The sequence below is a fragment of the Nonomuraea sp. NPDC050404 genome (assembly GCF_040655495.1).
In the GTDB taxonomy this organism is placed as follows: domain Bacteria; phylum Actinomycetota; class Actinomycetes; order Streptosporangiales; family Streptosporangiaceae; genus Nonomuraea.
Genome location: NZ_JBFAKB010000005.1, coordinates 255022 through 277772, shown reverse-complemented (window position 1 = coordinate 277772; position 22751 = coordinate 255022). Strand labels below are relative to the sequence as shown.

Below are 22751 nucleotides of genomic sequence, written 5' to 3'. Positions count from 1 at the left end.
ACTCGATACAGTATGGTACTGAGTACCAAACGGTATCGAGTTCAGAAGGGTGTGACATGAGGGACAACCCAGAGCAGGTCTCGCGCCGCGGTTTTCTGCTGACCTCGACCGCCGCGGCAGCACTCGCGACCACCGCAGAAGGGTCACGGCCGGCGGCCGCCAAAGCGCCCGCGGCTGCCAAAGCGCCCGGGGCCGCCACGGTCGATCTCGCGTTGCGGGTGAACGGCAGGTCGCACACGCTGCGCGTCGATCCCCGCGTGACCCTGTTGGACGCGTTGCGCGAGCGAATGAACCTGACCGGCACCAAGAAGGGTTGCGACCGCGGCCAGTGCGGGGCGTGCACGGTGCACGTGGACGGGCGCCGGGTGCTGGCGTGCCTCACGCTGGTCGCCACCGTGCACGATCGTGCCGTCACCACCATCGAGGGACTCGCGGACGGCGACCGGCTGCATCCGGTCCAGCAGGCGTTCGTGGAGTGCGACGCGCTGCAGTGCGGGTTCTGTACGCCGGGCCAGATCATGTCCGCGGTCGCGTTGATCCGAGAGGGACACACGGGCCAGGACGCGGAGATTCGTGAGCATATGTCCGGAAATATCTGTCGTTGCGGCGCCTACGAGAACATCGTCAAAGCGGTACGGGAGGCCGTGTGATGCGACCCTTCACCTACACCGCCGCCCGCACCGTGGACGAGGCGCTGGGTCACCCGGCGACCTACCTGGCGGGCGGGACCACCCTGGTCGACCTGATGAAGCTGGAGGTCCTCACGCCCGAGCACGTCGTGGACATCACCGCCCTGCCGCTGCGTGGCGTCAGGGCCGACGCCCGCGGCCTGACCATCGGCGCGATGGAACGGATGAGCGACGTGGCCGGGCACGACCTCGTCGCGGGGCCGTACCCGCTGCTGGCCGAGGCGTTGCGGCAGAGTGCCTCGCCCCAGATCAGGAACATGGCCACCATCGGCGGCAACCTCCTGCAACGCACCCGCTGCGGCTACTTCCGCGACCCGCTCACCCCGTGCAACAAACGCGAACCCGGCTCCGGCTGCCCCGCCGTCCAGGGTCACAACCGCGGGCACGCCATTCTCGGCACCAGCGAAGCCTGCGTCGCCACCCACGCCAGCGACCTGGCCGTCGCGCTCACCGCCCTGGACGCCGGGCTGACCCTGCGCGGCGCGGGCGGGACGCGTACCGTACGGCTGGCCGATTTCTACCGGCTGCCGGGCGGCACGCCGCACTTGGAGAACGGGTTACGGCCGGGTGAGCTCGTCACCGCCGTGACGGTGCCCGCGCTGCCGTGGGCCCGCAGGTCAGCCTATGTGAAGGTGCGTGACCGGCAGTCGTACGAATTCGCCCTCGTCTCCGCCGCGGTGGCCGTGAACGTGACCGGCGGCGTGATCCGCGCCGCCCGCGTGGCGGCGGGCGGCGTCGGTACCCGGCCGTGGCGGTTGCCCTCGGTGGAACGGGAGCTTGAGGGCCGGCCCATGAACCAGGCGACGTTCGAGGCCGCGGTGCGGCACGCCGCCGACGGCGCCCGCCCGCTGGCCCACAACAGGTTCAAGGCGGCGCTGTTGCGCCGCACCATCGTCCGCGCACTCGTCCGGCTGGCAGGCTGACATGGCAGACACACTCAACCGGATCGACGCGCGCACCAAGGTGACCGGCGCCGCGAAGTACGCCGCCGACCACAACCTGCCCCGTCTCGTGTACGGCCACCTGATCACCAGCTCGATCGGCAGGGGCCGGATCGTGTCCATGGACCTCACCGCCGCCCGCGCCGCCGGTGGCGTACTGGAGATCTACACGCACGAACATCCGCTGACCTTCCACGGGCCCCCGCCCGGGATCGCGATCATCTTCTCGGAGGCACGCAGCCCGCTGGCCGACGCGAACGTCCACTACCACGGCCAGATCATCGGGCTCGTGGTGGCCGAGACCCTGGAGCAGGCCCGCGACGCCGCCGCCCTGGTCAAGGTGGGCTACCAGGCGCAACCTCCGAAATCCTCCTTCGAGGAGGCCAAGAAGCATCCCGCCCCTCCGCCGGTCACCCCTCTCCCGCTCGGAAAGGAGATCATCCAGTTGGCCCCCGGCGTGACGGACATCGACGCCGCCCTGGCCGCGAGCGAGGTCCGCCTGGAGGCCACCTATGACCTCCCGCCGCGGCACCACGCCATGATGGAGCCGCACGCCGCGGTGGCCGTCTGGCAGGACGGCAAACTCACCCTCCACAGCGGCACGCAGGGGCCCGTCGCACACGCGGAGGAGATGGCCGTCGCGCTCGGCATCGCAACGGCCGACGTCCACGTCATCAGCCCGTACGTCGGCGGCGCCTTCGGCGGCAAGGCGTTCACCTGGGCGCCGAGCATGCTCGCGGCGGCCGCGGCCCGCGCCCTCGACCGGCCGGTCAAGGTCGTGACCGGCCGGGAGCAACTCTTCACCGTGACCGGGCACCGGGCGGCGTCGTCGCAGACCTTCGGGCTCGGCGCGGGCCGGGACGGGCGGCTGAAGGCGATCAAGCACTTCACGACCAGCCAGAGCATCGTGGAGGACCCCGGCTACCGCACCACGCCGAAGTTCTACGAGTCGCCGAACATCCACATCCGCCTGCGGGTGACGCCGGACATGAACCTCCCCACCGCGACGATCATGCGCGCTCCCGGCGACGAGACCGGCTCCTTCGCCCTCGAATCGGCGATGGACGAACTGTCGGTCCTGCTCGGCATCGACCCCATCGAGCTGCGCATGAGGAACTACCGGCAGGTGAGCATGGAAGGGCTGCCGTACTCCGGCAAACATCTCGACGAGTGTTACCGGGTGGGCGCCGCACGTTTCGGCTGGGCGCGCCGCGGCGAGCCGGGCACGGTCAAGGACGGCGACTGGCTGATCGGCCTGGGGATGGCCAGTTCCATTCTCGGCGCGGGGCGGGCGCCCACCGTCGTACGCGTGGCCTTCCGCCCGAACGGCACGGCCACGGTCGGCAACGCCACCTCGGACGCGGGAACCGGCATGTGGACGGTCATGGCCATGACCGGCGCCCGAGCCCTGAACCTTCCCGTCGCCCGGATCAAACCGGCGCTCGGGGACTCCCGGTTGCCCGTCGCCGGTCCCAACGACCAGTACGGCGCCGTCGGCTCGGCCGCCACCGCCACCGTGACGCCCGCCATCCTGGTGGCCGCGCGGGAGGCGATCGGCAAACTGGTCGAGCACGCCACCACCGCCCCCGGCTCGCCGTTCCTCGGCGCGGACGACGTCCGCTACGTGGAGGGCCGCGTCGTCGGAAAGGGCACGTCCCTGACGTTCGGCGAACTGCTCACCCGGACCGGAACGACCGAGGTCGCGGCCGAGGGCACCACCGCTCCCCCGGACGCCGGTCACGCCTTCGCCTCCTTCGCCGCGCACTTCTGCGAGGTCAGGGTCAACAGGTGGACCCGGGAGGTACGGCTGTCGCGGTTCACCACCGTCGTGGACGCGGGCACCATCATCAACGAGAAGACCGCGCGCGGCCAGATCACGGGAGGGGTGCTGTTCGGCCTGGCCGCCGCGATGGCGGAGGAGGTCAGGGTCGAGGGCGCCACCGGCCGGATCTCGAACGCCAACCTGGCCGACTATCTCCTGCCGGTCAACGCCGACACCGTGGAGATGGACGTGCACTTCCTCGATCACCCTGACCCGGCGATCAGTGCGACGGGCGCACGGGGAATCGGCGAACTCGGCACCGTGGGGGCCGGCGCGGCCTACGCCAACGCGGTGTTCAACGCCACCGGCGTACGCGTCAGAAGCCTGCCCGTCACCGCGGACAAACTCCTGCCCTGACCGGCTTCCGGAGCCCGCCGGGGATCGCGGGGCGGCAGGCGCGGCGACGCCCTGGCGGCCCGTCCGCGCATCGGCGATGCTGTGACGCGTGCAGTACGTGTCCCTGGTCCCGCGACCCCCGCTGAACGGGCTGATCGACGACCTCTACTACCTGGAGGGCTCCCCGCCGTACCCCCGGCTGACGTTGCCGCCGTCGCCGTCGGCGTTGCTCATCTTCAACCTCGGGCCGCCGTTCCGCATCCGCGCCGCCGCCGGCGTCGAGACGGCCGGGTACGCCGACGGGTGCGTGATCACCATACCCACCCGCGCGTACGTGTTCGGCTATCCCCCGGGGACCAGGTCGGTGGGCGTGCACTTCAAGCCGTGGGGGCTGGCGCCGTTCCTGGGGATGCCCGCGGCCGAGCTGCGCGACCTGCCGGTGACGATCGAGCAGGTCTGGGGCCGCCCGGCCGTCGCCGTGCTGCGCGAGCGGCTGGCCATGGCGGCCGGGCCGCACGAGATGCTGAAGCTGCTTGAGGAGGAGCTGATGCGGCGGTTCACCGAGGCCACCGGGCTGGGGCTGGTCCGCCACACCGGCGGCGTCATCGCCGCGACCGGCGGCGCGGTGACGATCGGCGGCCTGAGCGTGGCCGCCGGTGTCAGCAGCACCTATCTGGCGCAACGGTTCAAGGCCCTCGTCGGCATCACGCCGAAGCGGCTGGCCCGCACCTACCGTTTCGCCACCACCGTGCTCGCGATCGACCCCGCGGGGCCGGTCGACTGGCCGGAGGTCGCCGCGCGCGCGGGCTACTTCGACCAGGCCCACTTCGGGCACGAGTTCCGGATGTTCACGGGGCTCACGCCCACCCGGTACATCGACGCCCGGCGGCGGTTCCTGCGCGAACATCCCGGCCACGTGCTCGGCGGCTGGCCGCTGCCGGCCGATTGATTTCTTACAAGAGCCGGCGACCCCCGGCACGCCACTATGGGCATTCCCGATGGAACAGGAGAGAGCCCGTGGGCAAGGTGGTCATGTACGGCACAGTGTCGGTCGATGGCTTCATCGCCGACCAGAACGACCAGGTCGGCCCGCTGTTCGAGTGGCTGACCAACGGTGAGGTCCCGCTGGACGAGAGCGGGGAGCTCAAGGTGTCGCAGGTGTCCTACGACCACACCCGGTCGTACTGGGACGAGATCGGCGTGACGATCTGCGGCCGCCACGTCTTCGACATGACGGACGGCTGGGGCGGCAAGCCGCCGGCCGGGATCGACCACGCGGTCGTCGTGACGCACCGGCCGATGCCCGAAGGCTGGGATCCCGCGGCGCCGTTCCACTTCGTCGAGGGTGTCGAGGCCGCCATGGTCAAGGCGCGGGAGCTCGCGGGCGACCGTACGGTCGAGGTCGCCGCGGGCGACGTCGGCGGCCAGATGCTGGCCGCGGGGCTCGTGGACGAGGTGGCCATGGACGTCGTGCCGGTGGTGTTCGGGTCCGGTAAGCGCTACTTCGGCCCGGTCGAGGGGCAGCACCTGCTGGCGGATCCTGACGTGGTGATCCGGGGGAACCGGGTGCTGCACCTCCGCTACCGTGTGCGCCGATAACCGCACGCGTACGCCGTCCGCCCGCCGGGCCTGGCCCGAGCTCCCGGCCGCGGACGGTCGGCGGCCGGTCAGCGGCCGTACGTCTCCAGCAGTCGCAGCCACACCTCGCTGACCGTGGGGTACGAAGGGACCGCGTGCCACAGCCGGTCCAGCGGGACCTCGCCGACAATCGCGATCGTCGCGGCGTGCAGCAGCTCCGCGACGTCCGGGCCGACGAGCGTGAAGCCGACGATCACCTTCCGGTCCTCGTCGACGACCATGCGGGCGTGCCCCTGGTAGCCGTCGGCGTGCAGGGCGGAGCCGGCGACCGCGCCCAGGTCGTGATCGAGCACGCGGATCCGTAGCCCGGCGGCCTCGGCCTCGGCCGCGGTCAGCCCCACCGACGCGACCTCCGGGTCGGTGAAGACCACCTGGGGCACCGCGCGCTCGTCGGCAGTCGCCACGTGCCGGCCCCAGCGGCCGTCCTCGACCGCTTCGCCCCTCGCCCGCGCCACGATGACGTCGCCGACCGCGCGGGCCTGGTATTTGCCCTGGTGGGTGAGCAGTACGCGCCGGTTGACGTCACCCACGGCGTACAACCATCCGTCACCGATCGGCGTCCCGTCCGCCCCGACCGTGCGCAGCGTGTCGTCCACGGTGAGCCAGGCGCCCGGCGTCAGGCCGACGGCTTCGAGACCGAGGTCCCGGGTGTTCGGGGTTCTGCCGATCGCGACCAGAAGCTCGTCGGCCTCGATCTGCTCGCCGTCGGTCAGCGTGATGTGCACCGTTCCGGTCTGGTCGCGGTGCGCCGATGTGGCTTGCGCGCCGAGGCGTACCGACACCCCTGACTCCCGCAACGACTCGGTGACCTGCTCGCCGGCGAACGGCTCTGCCTGCGCCAGCACACCGTCGCGGACCAGCATCGTCACCGAGGAGCCCAGGGCGGCGAAGGCGGTGGCCATCTCCGAGGCCACCACGCCGCCGCCGATGATCGCGAGGCGGCGGGGTACCGTACGCGCGGCGGCCGCCTCCCGGCTCGTCCACGGGGCGGCGTCCCGCAAGCCGGGAATGTCGGGCAGCAACGCGCCGCTTCCTGTCGCGATGACCACCGCGTGCCGGGCCGTCAACGTCACCGGAACGCCGTCGTCGCCGGTCACCTCGACCAGGTTCGCGGCCACGATCCGGCCCTGACCACGGTGCAGGGCGATCCCGGCCGAGTCGAGCCAGCCGACCTGACCGTCGTCCTTCCAGTGCGAGGCGAAGGAGTCGCGGCGGCCCAGCACCGCGGCGGCGTCGAGGTCACCGGTCACCGCCTCCCGCGCCCCGGGCAGCCGTCGCGCCGCCCGCAGCGCGGCCGCGCTGCGCAACAGTGCCTTGGTCGGCATGCAGGCCCAGTAGGAGCATTCCCCGCCGACGAGCTCACGCTCGACGACGGCGGCGGTCAGCCCGCCCCGCACCACCCGGTCGGCGACGTTCTCCCCTGCCGGACCGGCGCCGATGACCACGACGTCGTAGGTGTTGCCGTCCATCTCAGTTTCCCTTCGCGGCGCGGCCGAGGCGGATGGCCGAGATGAGGAAGAAGATGCCGCCGGGGATGGCGTATCCGGCCGCGTTCGTCAGGGTCGGGTCGGGGGCGGCGGCGCCGAGGATGAACGACGCGCCGGCGAGCACGGAGATGGCGCCGCTGATGATCATCGGCCACTGGCCGCCCATCTTGCGGCGGGTGACGGCCACGACCAGCTGGACCGCCCCGGCCACGATCGCCCAGGCGCCCCACACGCGTAGCACCGCCGGGATGCCGGACGTGCCGGCGATCGCCACGGCGATGGCGGTGATCAGGCTGACCGCGACGTTCACGTACAGGAGGGCAGGTGATCCGGTGGTGCGCGACGCGCGGGCGTCGATGATGGCGGCGGCCACGTCGAACAGCGGGTAGAGCACGAGCAGGGTGATCGCGAGCGGGCCCAGGTTCGCGGCGGTCGTGAACATCACGAGGGCCCAGACGATGGCGAACGCGAACCGGACGAAGTACAGCCGGCGCAGGGTGATCGCAGTTCCGGAGATGCCGGGCGAGGCAGCGATGGAGCTCATGGTGATCCTTTTCAACGCACACAATCGATGAGACAGAACGTTCTATCTCTTGAAGTTTGTAGCCCGCAGCGCAGACTGTCAAGACCGAACGTTCTACCTACTAGGCTGGTCCCATGCGCAACGAATCCGAAGGCCGGCCGTCCGAAGCGCGGTCCCGGCTGCTCGACACGGCCACCCGGCTCTTCTACGGGGAAGGCATCCACGCCGTCGGCATCGATCGCATCGTGGTGGAGGCGAAGGTGACGCGGGCCACCCTCTACCGGCACTTCGCCGGCAAGGAGGACCTGGTCCTCGCCTATCTGAGCGGCGTGGACCGGGCCATGCGGAGCCCGGCGGAGGAGGCCATCGCCGCCCGGCTACCGGCCGCCGAGACCATCCTCACCCTCAGCAGGGACATCGCCCAGGGCATCCAGTCCCCCGGCTTCCGGGGGTGCGCCTTCCTCAACGCCGCCGCCGAGTATCCCGACCCCGAGTCGCCGGCACGCAAGGCCGTGCTCGCCCACCGCCAATGGTTCCTGGAGACCATCACGGGACTGCTGGCCGAGATCCGGGAGGCGGGCGCCGAGCCCGCCGCCCGTCACTTCGTGATGTTGCGCGACGGCGCCATGGCCGCCGGCTGCCTGTTCGATCCGGCGCTGATCAGCGAGACCTTCCTGCACGGAGTCGGCAGGCTGCTGCAGGTCTACGCCGCCACCAAGGACTGAAGCGCTACTTGGCGGTCCGCTGCGCGGCCGGTGGTGGGAGGACGGCGCGTACGGAGGGCAGCGCCAGGCAGGCCACGCCGGCCAGCACACAGGTCACCGACGACAGGACGATCACGGACGTCGCGGACATGCCTTCGAGCAGCAGCCCGCCGAACGCCGCCCCCGACGGCGAGGCGATGACGAGCAGGGCCTTGCGCGCGCCGAAGACCGCCCCGTGCTGGGACCTGGGCACGCGCCGCTGCACCACGCTGACCTCGGTGGCCACGTACGGAGCCCAGACGAAGCCCGCGAAGAAGAGGATCAGCATGGCCGCGGGCAGCGAGTCGACCAGGACGAGCGGGAACAGCAGCAGGCCCCAGAGGATGGCGCCGAACGCGTTGACGACGCCGGGCCGCCGCCGGGCCAGGAACGGCACGGTGACCAGCCCGACCAGGGCGCCCGCGCCGATCGCCGACCAGAGCAGGCCGTACCCGGCGGCGCCCGAGCCCAGGACGTCCCGCGAGTACAGCGGCAGGGCCGGCTCCAGCGGACCGTACGCCAGGAAGTACACGAACGTGAGCAGCACGAGCGCCCGCACCGCCGGGTCGCTGAGCAGCGGACGGAACCCGAACCACCCGGCCTGCGCCTCCCCCGCGGCCTGGTCCCCGCCGTGCGGCGCCGGGGCGTCGGCACGCAGGCCGCGCATGAGCAACATCGCCAGCAGGCACGCCCCCGCCGACAGCAGCAGGGACGACGGACCCACCAGCGCCACGAACGCGCCGCCGAGCGCGGGCCCGATGAGATAGGGGAACTGGTCCCCCATCGACATCAGCCCGTTGGCCGAGGGCAGGTCGCGCTCCTCCACCACCCTCGGGATGAGCATCCGCCCGCCCACGTCCGCCAGCGGATAGGCCGCGCCCATGACCGTCGCGAGCACCAGGATGACGGGCAGGCTGAGCAGTCCGGCCACGAACAGGACCGGGAACGCGACCAGGCACACCGCCCTGATGACGTAGCTGAACAGGACCAGCCGCACCGGGTTGCCGCGATCGAGGTAGGGGCCGCAGAGCGGGGCGGAGATCACCGCCGGCAGCCGGTTGCAGAGCACGAGCAGGCCCATGGCGGACGGCGAGTCGGTGATCTCGAACACCAGCCAGATGAGCGCGATGAGCGCGAACTGGTCGGCCGTCCCCGAGAGCAGGGTGCTCAGCGTGATGCGCCGCAGACCCGGTGACCTGGCCGGCACCGAGCCGCGCCACCAACCGGCCAGGTTCTCCGCGGTTCTCACGCCTGATCGTTCCCGCGGATCGCCGCCGCGATGCCCTCCACGGTCGGCCGCTCGATCAGGACGGCCAGGGGGAGGTCGGGCGCGGCGTGTTTGCGCAGCTTGTTCAGCAGGCGCACGGCCTGCAACGAGTTGCCTCCGAGCGCGAAGAAGTCACCGTCGCGGGGAACGTCGTCCAGCTGGAGGATCTCCGCGAACATCGCGGCCACCACACCTTCCTCCGCCTCGGGCCGGCTCCCGCGTTCTGGGGTACGCGGAGACTCGTGGCCGGGCACCGGAAGAGCGGCCTTGTCCAGCTTCCCCGTGGGACCGAGAGGAATCCGATCAATCGGCACAATGAGGGAAGGGACCAGGTAGTCGGGCAGGCGCTCGGCGAGGATCGCCCTGATGCGCTCCGGGCTTTCCTCGGCGACGACGTAGGCGAGCAGGCGGGCGTCCGCCCCCTCACCTGTCGTGACGACCGCCGCCCGGCTCACGCCCTCGACCGCCAGTAGTGCCCGTTCGACCTCGCCCGGCTCCACCCGGAACCCCCGCACCTTGACCTGGTCGTCGACGCGGCCCAGGAATTCCAGCGCCCCGTCGGGGCGGCGGCGGACGAGGTCGCCCGTCCGGTACATGCGGCCATCGCCGGACGGCTCCGGTACGAACCGTTCGCGGGTGAGGTCGGGACGGTTCAGATAGCCCAGGGCCAGGCCGAGACCTGCGACGTGCAACTCCCCCGGGGTGCCATCGGGCACCGGGCGGCCGTCCCGGTCCAGGAGGTGGAGCCGGGTGTTGGCCAGGGGGTAGCCGATGGGCACGCTCGCGTCGCCGTCACCGTCGCCGGGGCGGCAGTCCCAGTAGGTGGCGTCGATCGAGTACTCGGTGGGGCCGTACAGGTTGTGCAGGCCGGCGTCGACGGTGCGGAAGAAGCGACGTACGAGGCCGGGCGGCAGGGCTTCACCGCCGCAGAACACCTCGCGCAGCCGCGGGCAACCACCCAGGCCGGGCTCCTCCTCCAGGAGCGCCTGCAGCAGCGACGGCACGAGCGCCAGGCACGTGACGCTCTCCCTGCGCATGAGGTCCACGAGATAGCGCGGGTCGTCGCGGTAGATCGGGTCGGCGACGACGACCCTGGCGCCGCTGCTGAGCGGGGTGAAGATCTCCCAGAGGGAGATGTCGAAGCTCAGCGAGGTGTGCAGGAGCACGGCGTCGTCCGGGCCCGTGGGGTAGACGGCCCCTTCCCAGAGGATCCGGTTGACGATCCCGCGATGGGGGACGACGACGCCCTTGGGACGTCCGGTGGAGCCGGAGGTGTAGATGACGTAGGCGGCGTCCTCGGCGGACGCGGCGGGGCGGGGCTCCGGCCGGGCCCGCTCGGCGAGCAGGTGACCGGCGTCGATGGCGCGGACCGCGCCGAACCCGAGCGGTTCCAGGTCGCCGTGGACGACGACGCTCGGCGCGCAGTCCTCGACGATCAGGCGCAGCCGTTCCTCGGGATAGGCGGGGTCGAGCGGCACGTACGCGCAACCGTGCTTCATGATGCCGAGGATCACGGCCACGGCCGTGGCGGAGCGCTCCACGGCCATGCCCACCAGCTCGCCCGGCCGCACGCCGCGCGCTCGCAACCCGGCGGCGATGCGCTCGGCCCGTTCCTCCAGCTCCGCGTAGGTCCATTCGGCGTCCGGCCCGCTGACGGCGGCGGCGTGCGGGGTACGTGCGGCGCGCCGCTCCACGAGGCCGTGCAGGGTCAGTGTCCGCGGGTCGAGCGGCACGGCCTCGGTCGTCACGGTGGTCGTCATCGCGCTTGGCTCCTTCCGTATGGCTGCGGCTCCAGCCGGAGCCGCGACGGTGATCCGTGCCGCACCGCGAACGTGTGTGCCGTGCGGTAGAGGTCCTGGGCCGTCGCGGAGGCGAGCAGGCCCTCCACGCCGTGCAGGTGCAGGGACTCCGCGCTCGCCTCCATGGCCAGGTCGGCGCAGGCCGCGAGCAGCTCCGAGGTGTGGCGCAGTGGCTCGTCCGCGCCGGCGAACCGGCTCGCCACGGCCTCGCCGAGCCGGCCCAGCGCCTCGGCTCGGGCGGTGAGCGCGGCGATCCTGAACGCGATCGCCTGGTTGTCGCCGATGGCCCGGCCGAACTGGCGGCGGTGCTTCGTCCGCAGGACGGCCGCGTCGATCGAGGCGCGGGCGATCCCCCAGAGGTATCCGGCCGTACGGCAGCGCGCCCGTGCGGTGGCCAGGTCGCAGGAGGGGCAACCCGGGCGTTCGCAGAGCACCCGGCCGGTCGCGTCGGCGGCCTCGACGCGATGGAAGTCCTCCCGCGCGATGCTGCGGCGGCTGTGGCAACTCACCTCCGACCGGTCGAAGATCACCAGGGCTGGGCCGGTGGCGAGGAATTGGGCGGCACCGGTCGCGCCCGCCACGAGGTCCCAGCGCCGTCCTTTGCCGTCGGCCGTGTCGGCGGGCAACAGCGCCACGGTCGTCTCCGCGTCCGGAGGCAGGCCGTGGGCGGCGAGGAGCCCGGCGGCCAGGCTCTGCTCCAGCGGCGCGTAGGCACCGCCGGCCAGGCCCGCCCGCACGGCGAGGCTATGAGCTCCCCCGTCGTCGAAATCGGCCCTGGTCATGACGCTGCTGTGAGGCTCAGGCCGGACGCGGCTCATGACGCCGCTCCCATGCTCAGGCCGGACGCGATTCCCGACGCCGCTCCCAGGCCCAGGCCGGACGCGACGATGTGCAGCATCACCTCGGACGTTCCGGCGGACAGCCGGAGGCCGGGCGCCTCGCTCAGCATCGCGGCGACCATGCCCGTACGGGCAGCGTCCGGCTCCCCGCGCTCCAGCACCGCGTACGTGCCGTCCACCTCCAGGCAGAGCCTGGCGACCTTGGCACCCAGCTCCGCGTTGAACCACTTCGACATGGCCGCCTCCTCGGCCGACAGGTCGCCCTCGATCTGCCGCTGCAGCAACCGCCACGCGAGCAGCCGCCCGGCGGCAGCCTGCGTCCGCAGGTCCACGAGCCGATCGGCGAACTCGGCCCGCCCGGAGGCGACGGCCCTGATCCGCTCGCCGGCGACGTCGAGCCAGCGTCTGGCCTTGGCGTTGTAGTCCAGACCGGTGCGCTCGATCGCCAGTCCGGCGGACAGCATGAACCAGCCCCCGTCCACGGGGCCGAGCACGTCGTCATCGGCGACGAACGTGCCGTCGAAGGCGACCTCGTAGAAGGGCTCGGGATTGAAGGTCTCCAGCAGCCGCACGCGTACGGTTTCGTCCCGCATCCGGACGATGAACAGGGTGATGCCCGCCTCCGCGCGACCGGTTCGGGTGGTGCGGGCGGCGACGATGCCGTGCGCCGCCGACCGGGTCTTGACGCTGGGGCGCTTGACGCCGGTGAGCCGCCAGCCGCCGTCCACCCGATCCGCCCTGGTACGCAGCGACGCCAGGTCGGAGCCGGCCTCCCGCTCGCTGTAGAGCAGGACCATCGTGGCGGTGCCGGCCGCCAGCGAGGGGAGGTAGCGCGCCTTCTGATCGGCGTCGGCGGCCAGCATCAGCAGCGCGCCGGCGTTCTTGACGGCGTTGATGAAGACGGTGTCCTGGACGTCGTGGCGAGCCAGCTCCTCCTGGAGGATGGCCTGGTAGGTCACCGGACCGTCCAGCCCGCCGTATCGGCGCGGCCAGTCCGGCGCCAGCATGCCGTGCTCGCCGAGCAACCGGTAGGTCCGTACGGGATATCCGTCCTTGCCGGGGTCGGCCGCCAGCGTGGCGCACTCCGCCGTGACCTCCGGCCGCCGGAGCAGGGCGGCGACCTCCTCGCGGAATCGTCGCTCGTCAGGCGTGAGCATGGGTTCCATGGTTGTCCTTCGTGTACGCGCGCAGCCGCTGCGCGGTGTATCGGGCGATCGCCCCGACGTGCGGCGGCTCCATCAGTTCGTAGTGGTCGGCGGGCAGGCGGCGGATGGTCACCCGTCCCGTGGCGTGGGCCAGCCACGGGACGGGATCGGGCAGGGCCGCGCCGGCGAACAGCAGGATGTCGCCGGGCAGGGGGCCGGAGGGGCGGTAGTCTCGCTGGGCGTACGCGTGGGCCCGGAAGATCGACAGGTGGGCGTCCCACTCCACCGCCGTGAGGTCCGGCGCGCCGGTGCCGGTGACGCGCTCGACGTACCTCCGGAACTCCGCCTCGCTGGTCTCGTCGTCCTCGTCCAGGCTGCCCGGCGGCGCCGTGTCGATGAGGATCAGCGGGCCGGTCCACCTGCCGTCCGCCGCCAGGCGCCGCGCCATCTCGAAGGCGACCATCCCGCCGAACGACCAGCCGCCCAGCAGTGCCGGCCGGTCGCCGAGTTCGGCCAGGAAGTGCGCCGCGGTGCTCTCGACGTCGGTCAGCGGCGGGCCGCCCTCCAGCATCGGCGACTGGAAGGCGGTGACGGCCACTGCGGGAGAGAGCTCCCTGGCCAGCGCCCGATAACACAGGACCGATCCGCCCGCCGGATGCACGAGGTTCAGCTCCGTCCGGGACCGGGCCGGGTCGCTGTCGCTCAGCGTGACCCGGCAGCGATGCCCAGCCTTGCCGTCGCGTCCCTCAACCAGATGCCCAGCCTTGCCGTCGCGTCCTTCAACCAGATGCCCGGCCCCGCTGTCGCGTGCCTCGGCCAGGTGCCCGGCCAGCGCGCGAATGGTGGGGGCCGCGAGGAAGTCCCTCAGCGACGGCCCCGCGCCGTACCGCTCGCGGATCCAGGCGACCAGCCGCGCCGCGCCGAGGGAATGGCCGCCGAGCACGAAGTAGTCGTCGTCGATGCCCACCCCCGCCAGCCCGAGCGTCTCGCACCAGAGACGGGCCAGATCGTTCTCGTGCTCGGTGCGCGGCACGACGGGCGCGTCGCGCAGGCCCCGCTCGGCGCGGGGCGCCGGCAGGGCGGCGCGGTCGAGCTTGCCGTTCCGGTTCATCGGCAGCGCCCGGATGGGGATGAAGGCGGCCGGGATCATGTACGGGGGCAGGCTGCGGGCCAGGAACGCGCGCAGCTCATCGCGGTGCGGCGGACGGCAACCATCGGCGGGAACGATGTACGAGCACAGGCTCTCGCCATCTCTGGCGACCACCGCGGCGTCCCTGATCCAGGGGTGCGCCCGGAGTGCCACGGCGACCTCCCCCGGCTCCACCCGGAACCCCCGCACCTTGACCTGGTCGTCCATGCGGCCGAGGTACTCCATATCGCCGCCGGACGTCTCCCTGACGAGGTCGCCGGTGCGATAACAACGTTCCCCGCTGCCCGGCGGGTACCGGATGAAGAGCTCGGACGTCAGCCCGGCCCTGTTCAGGTAGCCGCGGGCGACGCACTCCCCGCCGATGAGCAGTTCGCCGGGTACGCCTACCGGAACCGGGCGGAGCCGTTCGTCGACGATGTAGCTACGCGCGTTGGGCAGGCTGACTCCCAGGCGGCTGCCGCCCGCCGGCACGTCGCCGGCCGTGACGACGCGGTGGGTCACGTAGACGGTGGTCTCGGTGGGGCCGTACATGTTGACCAGGACGGGCGCCCGGTCTCCGTGCCGGTCGAACCAGTCGCGCAGGCGGGAGAAGTCGAGCACCTCCCCGGCGAGGATCACGTACCGCGGCCGGAGCTGGGAATTCGCCGGCGCGGCGGCGTCGGCGCGGTCGAGCGCGGCGAAGGCGGTCGGCGTCTGGCACAACACGGTGACCTGCTGCGCCACGAGGAGCTCGCGGAGCTCCTCGGGCGAGCGAGCCACCTCCTCCGGCACCATGACCAGCCGCGCGCCGTGCGACCAGGCGCCCCACATCTCCCAGACCGACACGTCGAAGGCGTAGGAGTGGAACTGCGCCCAGACGTCGCTCTCCCGCAGGTCGAACAGCGGCCCCGCCGCGTTCAGCAGGCTCGTCACGTTGCGGTGCTCGACGAGCGTCCCCTTCGGCCGTCCCGTCGAACCCGACGTGTAGATGACGTAGGCCAGGTCCTCCGGCCGGGTCTCGACGTCGGGCGGGCCACCCGGCGCCGTACCATCAAGATCACAGGCGTCGAGATCGAGCATGGCCGTCCCGGACGGTTCGACCAGGTGGGCCAGCGCGCGCTCGCCGATGACGACGGGTGAGCGCGCGTCCTCGACGATCGCGGTGAGGCGCGCGGCGGGGGCCGTGGGGTCCAGCGGGACGTAGGCGGCCCCCGCCTTCAGCGTCGCCAGCACGGCCACGGCGACCCGGACGGAACGGCGCAGGCAGATTCCGACCAGATCGCCCGGCCGCACTCCCGCGTCGCGCAGGCGGTGTGCGAGCAGGTCGGCCTGCCCGTCGAGCTCGGCGTAGGTGAGCGTGCGGCGGGCATCGGAGACGGCGGGCCGGCCGGGCGAACGGCGTGCCCGCCGTTCAAAGAGGCGGTGCAGCGGGTCGGCGTCGGCGCAGGGGCGTACATGCGCGTTGCGGCCGTGAATCGCCTGCCACTGCTCCTTGTCGTTGAGCATGGGCAGCCGGCCGACCGGGCTGCCGGGCAGGGCCAGCGCTCCGGTCAGGAGTGTGGCGTAGTGGCGGAGCAGCCGTTCGACGGTGTCGCGCTCGAACAGCTCGGTGCTGTACTCGGCGGTCACGGTGAGGCACTGGCCGTCCTCGCCGAACTCGACCGTCAGGTCGTTGCGCGCGGCCCGCGTCTGTCCGGGCATCAGGGTGACCCGCAGCCCGTCCAGGACCGGCGGCACGTCCATCTCCGTGCCGGAGTTGAGCGCGATCTGGAACAGCGGCGCCCGGCTCGCGTCGCGGGCCGGGTTCACCGCCTGCACGACGTGGCTGAACGGCAACTCCTGGTGGGCCAGCCCGTTCAGCAGGACGCCGCGGACACGCCGCACGAGCGCGCGGAAGGTGGGGTCGTCGCCGACGTCCACGCGCAGCGCCAGCATGTTCACCAGCAGGCCCACCGTGTCCTCGAACTCCTGCGGCGTACGGTTCGCGGCGGCCATGCCGAACGTGAGGTCGTCCCGGCCGCTGTACCTGTTGAGCACGGCGACGAAGCAGGCGACCTGCACCATGAAGGGCGTGCACCGCTCGGCGGCGGCCAGCTTCCCGACCGCCGCGGCGACCCCGCCGTTCAGCCGGTGCCTGACGTGCTCCCCCCGGTGCAGGACGTGGCCGGGACGGAGCCGATCCCTTGGCACCTCCGCCGCGACGGCGCCGTCGAGCGAGCTTCTCCAGTGCTCGGTCAGCTCCGCGAGGCGGTCGCCCGTCAGGGCCTCGCGCTGCCATCTGACGTAGTCGCCGTAGGTGGCGGGCTCACTCAGCCGGGGTACGCGGGCGGCCCGGCGGCCGTTGTAGAGGGCGGCGAGGTCGTCGTTGAGCGTCCGCAACGACCAGCCGTCGACGACGATGTGGTGGAAGGCGACGATCAGGACGTGCTCCTCGGGCGTCAGGAGCAGCAGCCGGGCACACAGCGGCGGGCCGTGCCGCAGGTCGAAGATCGAGCCGACCAGGTCCAGGTGGATGGCCGAGACCCGCCGCTCCCGCGCGGCCGAATCCAGGCCGGTGAGGTCGGTGACCGTGAGCGGCATCCGCGGGTCGGCGGTCACGGCCCGGCGCGGGCCGCCCGGCGTGTCGGTGAACGTGGTGCGCAGCGTCTCGTGCCGGGCGACCAGGTCGTCGAGCGCTCCGCGCAGCGCCGCCCGGTCGAGGTCCCCGTGCAGCCGCAACCCCCAGGTCATCGTGTACGTGGGGGTGCCGGGGTTCAGGTTCTCCAGGTACCAGAGCTGTTCCTGCTGGTAGGACAGCGGCAGCAGCTCCGGTCGGGCAGGGGAGGTCATGTGATCCGCTCCTCGCTGGCGCTCACGCCGTCACCGTCCACCGGCGAACGTGTCCACTCGTCGATGTGCCGAGCCACCCGGGCCGCCAGTTCCGCGCCGTCCGCCTCGCCGAACGCCGGCCCGAGCCGCAGCCGCACGGCCAGCCCGTCCTCCTCACCGGTCATCTCCAGCTCGACCTCGTACTGGGTCGCCTTCGTGGGCGCCGGGAGCGGCACGAACGTCAGGCCGTCCGCCCGGGGCCCCGACGTGCCCGACAGAGTGATGTTGAGGCAGGCGTCCCAGGGCAGCCGGCCCCGGAATCCCGCCGCGGCGGCGATCTCGCCGATGGCCAGCTCCTGGTGGGTGTACGCGCCGATCAGGGCCTCGCGGACCCGGCCGAGCAGGGTGTCCCGGTCCGGTCCGCCGTCGAGGGAGATTCGCAGGGGCACGACGTTGACGAAGCAGCCGACGACGCGCTCGGCCTCGGGCAGGTCGCGACCCGCCATGGGGATCGCCACGACGATGTCCGTCCGGCCGGTGTGCTCGTGCAGGGCTGCGGCGAAGGCGGCCGTCATCGCCATCGGCAGGGTGTGCCCGCCGGTGCGCAGGCGCGTCTTGAAGGCGGCCAGCCGGTCGGGGTCCACCTGCCAGTCCCATCGCGGCACCGCGGCGGGGGGCGTCTCGTGGCGGGTGAGGCCCAGCCCGTCGGGGAGGTCGGCCAGGGTGGTCTTCCAGTAGGTGGTCAGCCGGTCGCGGGCGTCGTACTCGGCCGTCAGGCGGATCCTCGTGAGGTCGCGGAAGCCGAGGGGCGGCTCGGGCAGGCCGGGTGTCTCGCCCACCTTCAGTGCGCGGTAGCAGGGGCCGAGTTCGTCGAAGAACACGTGGAGCGAGACGTCGTCGCAGACGAGGTGGTGGAAGGCGACGGCGAAGAGGTGGCGCGACTCGGCGGTACGGGTCAGCGCCGCGCGGACGAGCGGCCCGTTCTCCACGTCGAACGGCCGCTCGGCCAGGTCCGCGAGCAGCCTCCTCGGGTCGTCGCCGCGCACCCACGCGACCCGAGGTCCCGGGCGGACCGCCTGGACGGGTTCGCCGTCCGGGCATGGGAAGCCGGTGCGCAGTGCCTCGTGCCGGAGGACCAGGTGCTCCACGCCGGCCCGCAACGCCGCCTCGTCGAGTTGCCCGTGCACCTCGAAGGTCCTGACGATGGTGTAGGCGTCCGAGTCGGGGTCGAGCTGGGTGTCGAACCAGATGCCGCGTTGTGAGGGTGCGAGCGGAACCGGCTCCCGCGCCGTGGTGCTCCCTATCGGGTCCCGCGAGGCGGTGCTCCGTACCGGCTCCTCCTGACGCCGGGCGCGGCCCGCGCGCTGCTCCGCGAGGCGGGCGAACGCGCGGATGGTGGGGGTGGTGAAGACGTCCCGCACGGTGAGGTCGTAACCGTCGCGGCGCAGCCGTCCGACGACGGACGCGGCGCTCAGGGAGTCCGCGCCTTCGGTGAAGACGTCGGCGTCCTGGCCGGGCGTGTGACCGAGGGCCTGCTTCCACAACTCCGCGATCCGCCGCTGGACCGGCGAGCCGACGCCACCCGGGAAGCTGCCCCGGGCGCTGTCCGGGGTGCTGTTCCGATCGGCGACGGCGTCGAGGCCGGTCAGGTGGCGGCGGTCCAGCTTGCCGTTGCGGGAAAGCGGTAGCCGGTCGAGCAGGACGCAGCGCGCCGGGACCATGTAGTGCGGCAGGCGCCCCCGGACGTACCGCAGCACGTCCGCGGGATCGGGACGCCCGCCGCGCGGCGGCGCGCAGAAGGCGACCAGCGCCTGCCGGCCCTCCGGCATCGTCTCCAGGACGACGGCCGCCTCGGCGACCTGCGGATGATCGCGCAGCACCTCCTCGACGGCCTCGGCCTCCACCCGATAGCCGCGCACCTGCAACTGGCCATCACGACGGCCGCGCAGTTCGAGCCGCCCGTCGGGGGTGAGCCGCCCGAGATCGCCGGTACGGTACAGCCGCCGGCCAGGACGGGCGGGATGCGGCAGGTAGGCCGCGCGGGTGGCCGCCGGGTCGCCGAGATAGCCCGACGTCAGTCCTTCTCCCCCGACGAACACCTCACCCACCTCGCCCGGGGGAACGGGCCGCATGCGGGAGTCCAGCAGCAGCAGTTCCGTGTCCTCCGGCGGCCGGCCCACCGTCACCACGTCCTCTTCCTCGGTGACGTCGCCGAACGTGACCGGGCTCTCCGTGGTGGCGTACAGGTTGATGAAACGGGCGCCGGGCAGGACGGCCCGCGCGTGGCGCAGAAGTCCGGGCGTGACGGGCTCGCCGCTGAGGAACCACCGCCGCACCGTGTCCAGCTCCGTCGCCGGGTCCTCGGCGAGCGCCAGCAGCGACCGCAGCAGCGACGGCGTGACCAGCAGCCGGGTCACCCGGTGACGGCTCAGCTCGGGCAGGAGCCGCACCAGGTCACGGCGGCTGCCGCGCGGAGGCACGACCACGGGGGTGCCCTCCAGCAGCGAGCCGAAGATCTGGCGTACCGAGTCGGACGAGGTCAGCGCCGCGCTGAGGCAGGCCCGCTCGTCCGGGGCCGCCGGGTGGGCCCGCCAGATCTGGGCCAGCCGGGCCAGGCAGGCCCGGTGCGTGGTGACGACCCCCTTCGGGCGGCCGGTGCTGCCGGTCGTGAAGACGACGTACATGGTCGCGTCGAGGTCATTCTTGCTGGGCGCGGGTTCGGGCGGCTGCCCGTCATACGTGCCCGGCGCGGGTGGGCGCAGCCAGTGCGGGTCGTCGTCCGGTTCCACCGTGAGCAGGACGCTCGGTGCGGCCTCCGCCCTGATGGCCTCGATCCACGCGGCCGGGGTGCCGGGTTCCACGGCCACGTACGCGGCGCCGGTCCGCAGGACGGCCAGGATCGCGATCACCGCCTCCGGCGCCGGGTCCCCCTTGAGCAGCACGATCCGGCCCGGCCCGGCCCCGTGGTCGCGCAGGAATGCCGCGAGTTCCGCGGACCGGGCGCTCACCTCGGAGAAGGTGAGGGTTCCCCGGCCGGTGACGATGGCGGGCGCGTCCTGGCGGCGGCGGACGACCTCCTGGAAGAGGCCGGCCACGCCCGTGCCCGGCGTTGCCGCCGGGCCGGGGGTGCGGGAGATGGCGTCCATGTCAGCGCACGGGCTTCACGGCTTCGGCCAGCAGGTAGTAGCCCAGGTGGCTGAAGGGCGGCACGTCGCTGAGCGTGCGCTCCAGGCGCTGGACCGTGTCGCGCACGTTCTTGTCGCTCAGGATCGGGTCGGCCAGCCAGGTGGACAGCGGGGAGATGCCGCGCAGGTGCACGACGCTCAGGCCCGCCCTGGCCGTGAGGTAGGTGAGCTCGTCCGGGCTGAAGCTGTGCCAGGGCGCGGTGAACTCCTGTCCGGCCTTCGTCTGGGTGAAGATGAGCTCCCCCGCGTCAACGTCGGTGACGTCCACCGCGGCGAACCGGTCGCCGCGGAACAGCCGCTCGAAGACCGAGTTCTTGACCTCCACGAGCAGCCTGCCGCCGGGTTTGAGCACCCTCGCCGCCTCGGCGAACACCGCCTCACGGTCCTCGCGCGGCAGGTGCATGAGCGCCAGCATGCTCGTGACCACGTCGAAGCTGCCGTCCTCGAAGGGCAGCGCCGTCATGTCGCCCTGGCGCAGCTCCGCGTGCAGGCCGCGCTCGGCCAGTTTGCGGCCGTTCTGCTCCAGCATCTCCGGTGAGAGGTCCAGGCCCGTCACGGCCGCCGCGGTCGCGGCGAGCGGGACCGTGAAGCGGCCCGTGCCGCAGCCCATGTCGAGGACGCGGTCCGTGGGCCGGACCTTGTCGCGCAGGAAGGTGAACTCCGTGTCGGTGAACAGCTCGTCCGCCGGGCCGTTGCCGGGGATCCTCTCGTCGTACTCTCCGGCGATCGCGCGGTAGACCGCGCGAACCTGGTCCCGTGCGGCCTGACCGTCGGGGGCCGGCTGTGCGGTGAGCGGGGCGTTCTCCAGCGTCGTCATGTACGTGTCCTTCTCATCTGGTCCAATGGTCGGTGCGGTTGCATGAAGGGGTCGCGGACTCCCGCTTCCGTTGTTCACGGCAGCCCGGCGGACCGGCCGACGAGGGCGTTCGCCGCGTCCACGGTCACGGTCACGGGACGGATGGCGCGCGCCTCGCGGTCGGAGTACTCGGCGTAGCAGGAGATGATGACCTGATCTCCGGGGCTGATGAGCCGTGCCGCGGCGCCGTTGATGCCGATGACGCCGGAGTGTCGCGGCCCTTCGATGAGGTACGTGGACAGGCGGTGGCCGTTGTCGACGTCGGCCACGTCGACCTTCTCCCCCGGCAGCAGCCCGGCCGCCTCCATGAGGTCGCCGGAAACGGTGAGGGAGCCCACGTAGTGCAGGTCGGCCTGGGTGACGGTGACCCGCTGGATGCTCGACCTCAGCATCGTGCGGCGCATGGCTCGGTCCTTTCTCCAGTGGTGGCCCTGAGGTCATCCGTGGTGGTTCTGAGGTCTTCCGCCAGGGTGGCCCTGAGGCGGTGGCGTAGCGCGAGCAGCTCGTCCGCGACGTTCTCGGTCTCGTCCGCGTCGAATCCGGCGGCCAGACGGGGCAGGTACGGCCGCAGGGCGCGGGCGGTGCTCGGCGGGTGGACGATCCGGCCGTCCGGACGCACGACCACTCCGTCCGCGGCCGCCATACGCTGGTTCCACTCGACCGCCTGGTCCCGGGTCAGGCCGGGGGGCAGGTCGAGCCGTAGCCCGCCGCCGTCGAGGACGACGGGATACCCCCCGGGCAGGCCCAGCGGCCCGGAACAGTGCGTACGCAACGAGCCGCCGTTCAGGAGGGCCCCGGCCAGTCGCGCGGCGGCGTGCCCGGCGATGTCGTTGAGCCGGGACCGGTCGATCGCCCGCAGCGGGCGCAGCAGCGCGCCGACGTCGTCCAACCGGGTCTGCCCTGCCCAGGCCATCGCCTCGTCGTCCGGATTTGCGGGCCGGTGCAGGTGGATGTGGTGGGCGAGCATCCGGACGCGGGCCTCGTCCGGAGACGGCGCCGCTCGGCCGTCCGCCGCGCGGGGCCGGAGCGGCGGGACGGTGCCGAGCGTGGCCCGTGAGACTCCCGCCGCCAAGGTGGCGACGTTGCCCAGCCCGGCGAGGACCTCACCGCCCAGCAGGCTCAGGAGCGGGTTGACCGCGTCGGGATAGCAGGCGTTGAGCAACGTTCCCGCGTGGCCCGAGTCCTTCAGCCGCGCGCTCACCCGCCACACCAGGCGTGCCTGGAGCGCGAGGGTGACGCCGAAACCCGCACTCGCGCACCACCGCGTCCAGGCCGAGGGCGCGATCGCCGATTCCCACGGCGAATGGTGCGAGGCGCACTGCATGACGACGTCGGGCCGGGCGGCGACGGCCTCGCCCGCGATGGCGTCATCCGAGGGGAGGTCGGCCTCGTTGGCGGAGAAGGTGATGGGGTCGCCGTCGATGACCGCGCGCACATTGCCCACCTCGGCCAGTTGCGCAGCCGCGGCGGCCCGGCGGCCGACGACGTGTACGCGGAGGGGCACGCCCGGAGGGCGAATCGGCACTTCCGCAGGGGGTACGCTA

At 72.4% G+C, this 22751-nt stretch carries 17 protein-coding genes; 6 read left to right on the top strand and 11 right to left on the bottom strand.

Features of this window, described 5'->3' with window-relative positions:
• Nucleotides 1-56: 56 nt before the first annotated feature.
• The 5 genes from AB0I81_RS15600 (at nt 57) to AB0I81_RS15580 (ending at nt 5387) form a co-directional block, all read left to right on the top strand.
• Entirely contained in the window at nt 57-650 is a 594-nt protein-coding gene (locus tag AB0I81_RS15600; RefSeq protein WP_360656309.1) for a (2Fe-2S)-binding protein, read from the top strand.
• Entirely contained in the window at nt 650-1612 is a 963-nt protein-coding gene (locus AB0I81_RS15595; protein WP_360657178.1) for a xanthine dehydrogenase family protein subunit M, read from the top strand. The genes AB0I81_RS15600 and AB0I81_RS15595 overlap by 1 nt, the downstream gene beginning before the upstream one ends.
• Nucleotide 1613: 1 nt before the next feature.
• Nucleotides 1614-3809 carry a xanthine dehydrogenase family protein molybdopterin-binding subunit gene (locus AB0I81_RS15590; RefSeq protein ID WP_360656306.1) on the top strand — a complete coding sequence of 732 codons (2196 nt, stop codon included), beginning with the start codon at nt 1614-1616 and terminating at the stop codon, nt 3807-3809.
• 88 nt (nt 3810-3897) lie between these two features.
• A complete protein-coding gene (locus AB0I81_RS15585) occupies nt 3898-4737 on the top strand; it encodes a helix-turn-helix domain-containing protein (protein WP_360656303.1) in 840 nt (279 codons plus the stop codon).
• 68 nt (nt 4738-4805) lie between these two features.
• Nucleotides 4806-5387: a dihydrofolate reductase gene (locus AB0I81_RS15580; protein WP_360656300.1), complete on the top strand. Its 582-nt coding sequence runs from the start codon at nt 4806-4808 to the stop codon at nt 5385-5387.
• A gap of 68 nt (nt 5388-5455) precedes the next feature.
• On the opposite strand, the gene AB0I81_RS15575 is transcribed toward AB0I81_RS15580, so the two are convergent.
• The gene (locus tag AB0I81_RS15575) at nt 5456-6895 is read right to left on the bottom strand and encodes an NAD(P)/FAD-dependent oxidoreductase (RefSeq protein WP_360656297.1); all 1440 of its coding nucleotides are present in this window, start codon (nt 6893-6895) and stop codon (nt 5456-5458) included.
• A gap of 1 nt (nt 6896) precedes the next feature.
• Nucleotides 6897-7457: a DUF308 domain-containing protein gene (locus tag AB0I81_RS15570; protein WP_360656294.1), complete on the bottom strand. Its 561-nt coding sequence runs from the start codon at nt 7455-7457 to the stop codon at nt 6897-6899.
• Between the two features lie 113 nt (nt 7458-7570).
• Here AB0I81_RS15570 and AB0I81_RS15565 point away from each other — a divergent pair, with 113 nt between their 5' ends.
• Nucleotides 7571-8161 (top strand): helix-turn-helix domain-containing protein, encoded by a 591-nt coding sequence (locus AB0I81_RS15565; RefSeq protein WP_360656291.1) that lies wholly within the window; start codon nt 7571-7573, stop codon nt 8159-8161.
• A gap of 4 nt (nt 8162-8165) precedes the next feature.
• Here the strand turns inward: AB0I81_RS15565 and AB0I81_RS15560 are convergent, their stop codons facing one another.
• From AB0I81_RS15560 to AB0I81_RS15520, 9 genes are all read right to left on the bottom strand, one after another.
• A complete protein-coding gene (locus tag AB0I81_RS15560) occupies nt 8166-9428 on the bottom strand; it encodes an MFS transporter (RefSeq protein WP_360656288.1) in 1263 nt (420 codons plus the stop codon).
• Nucleotides 9425-11206: a non-ribosomal peptide synthetase gene (locus AB0I81_RS15555; protein ID WP_360656285.1), complete on the bottom strand. Its 1782-nt coding sequence runs from the start codon at nt 11204-11206 to the stop codon at nt 9425-9427. Before AB0I81_RS15555 ends, AB0I81_RS15560 begins: the two co-directional genes overlap by 4 nt.
• On the bottom strand, nt 11203-12027 hold the full coding sequence (locus tag AB0I81_RS15550; RefSeq protein WP_360656282.1) for an acyl-CoA dehydrogenase family protein: 825 nt from the start codon (nt 12025-12027) through the stop codon (nt 11203-11205). The genes AB0I81_RS15555 and AB0I81_RS15550 overlap by 4 nt, the downstream gene beginning before the upstream one ends.
• Before the next feature lie 32 nt (nt 12028-12059).
• Nucleotides 12060-13241 (bottom strand): acyl-CoA dehydrogenase family protein, encoded by a 1182-nt coding sequence (locus AB0I81_RS15545; RefSeq protein WP_360656279.1) that lies wholly within the window; start codon nt 13239-13241, stop codon nt 12060-12062.
• Nucleotides 13228-17187, bottom strand: coding sequence for an amino acid adenylation domain-containing protein (locus AB0I81_RS15540; RefSeq protein WP_360656276.1), 3960 nt, complete (start codon nt 17185-17187; stop codon nt 13228-13230). The genes AB0I81_RS15545 and AB0I81_RS15540 overlap by 14 nt, the downstream gene beginning before the upstream one ends.
• Complete coding sequence (locus AB0I81_RS15535; protein WP_360656273.1) at nt 17184-20312, bottom strand: AMP-binding protein; 3129 nt, start codon at nt 20310-20312, stop codon at nt 17184-17186. The genes AB0I81_RS15540 and AB0I81_RS15535 overlap by 4 nt, the downstream gene beginning before the upstream one ends.
• A gap of 1 nt (nt 20313) precedes the next feature.
• A complete protein-coding gene (locus AB0I81_RS15530) occupies nt 20314-21168 on the bottom strand; it encodes a class I SAM-dependent methyltransferase (RefSeq protein ID WP_360656270.1) in 855 nt (284 codons plus the stop codon).
• Between the two features lie 74 nt (nt 21169-21242).
• Nucleotides 21243-21611 (bottom strand): aspartate 1-decarboxylase, encoded by a 369-nt coding sequence (gene panD / locus AB0I81_RS15525; RefSeq protein ID WP_360656267.1) that lies wholly within the window; start codon nt 21609-21611, stop codon nt 21243-21245.
• A complete protein-coding gene (locus AB0I81_RS15520) occupies nt 21593-22711 on the bottom strand; it encodes a hypothetical protein (RefSeq protein ID WP_360656265.1) in 1119 nt (372 codons plus the stop codon). Before AB0I81_RS15520 ends, panD begins: the two co-directional genes overlap by 19 nt.
• Between the last annotated feature and the right edge of the window lie 40 nt (nt 22712-22751).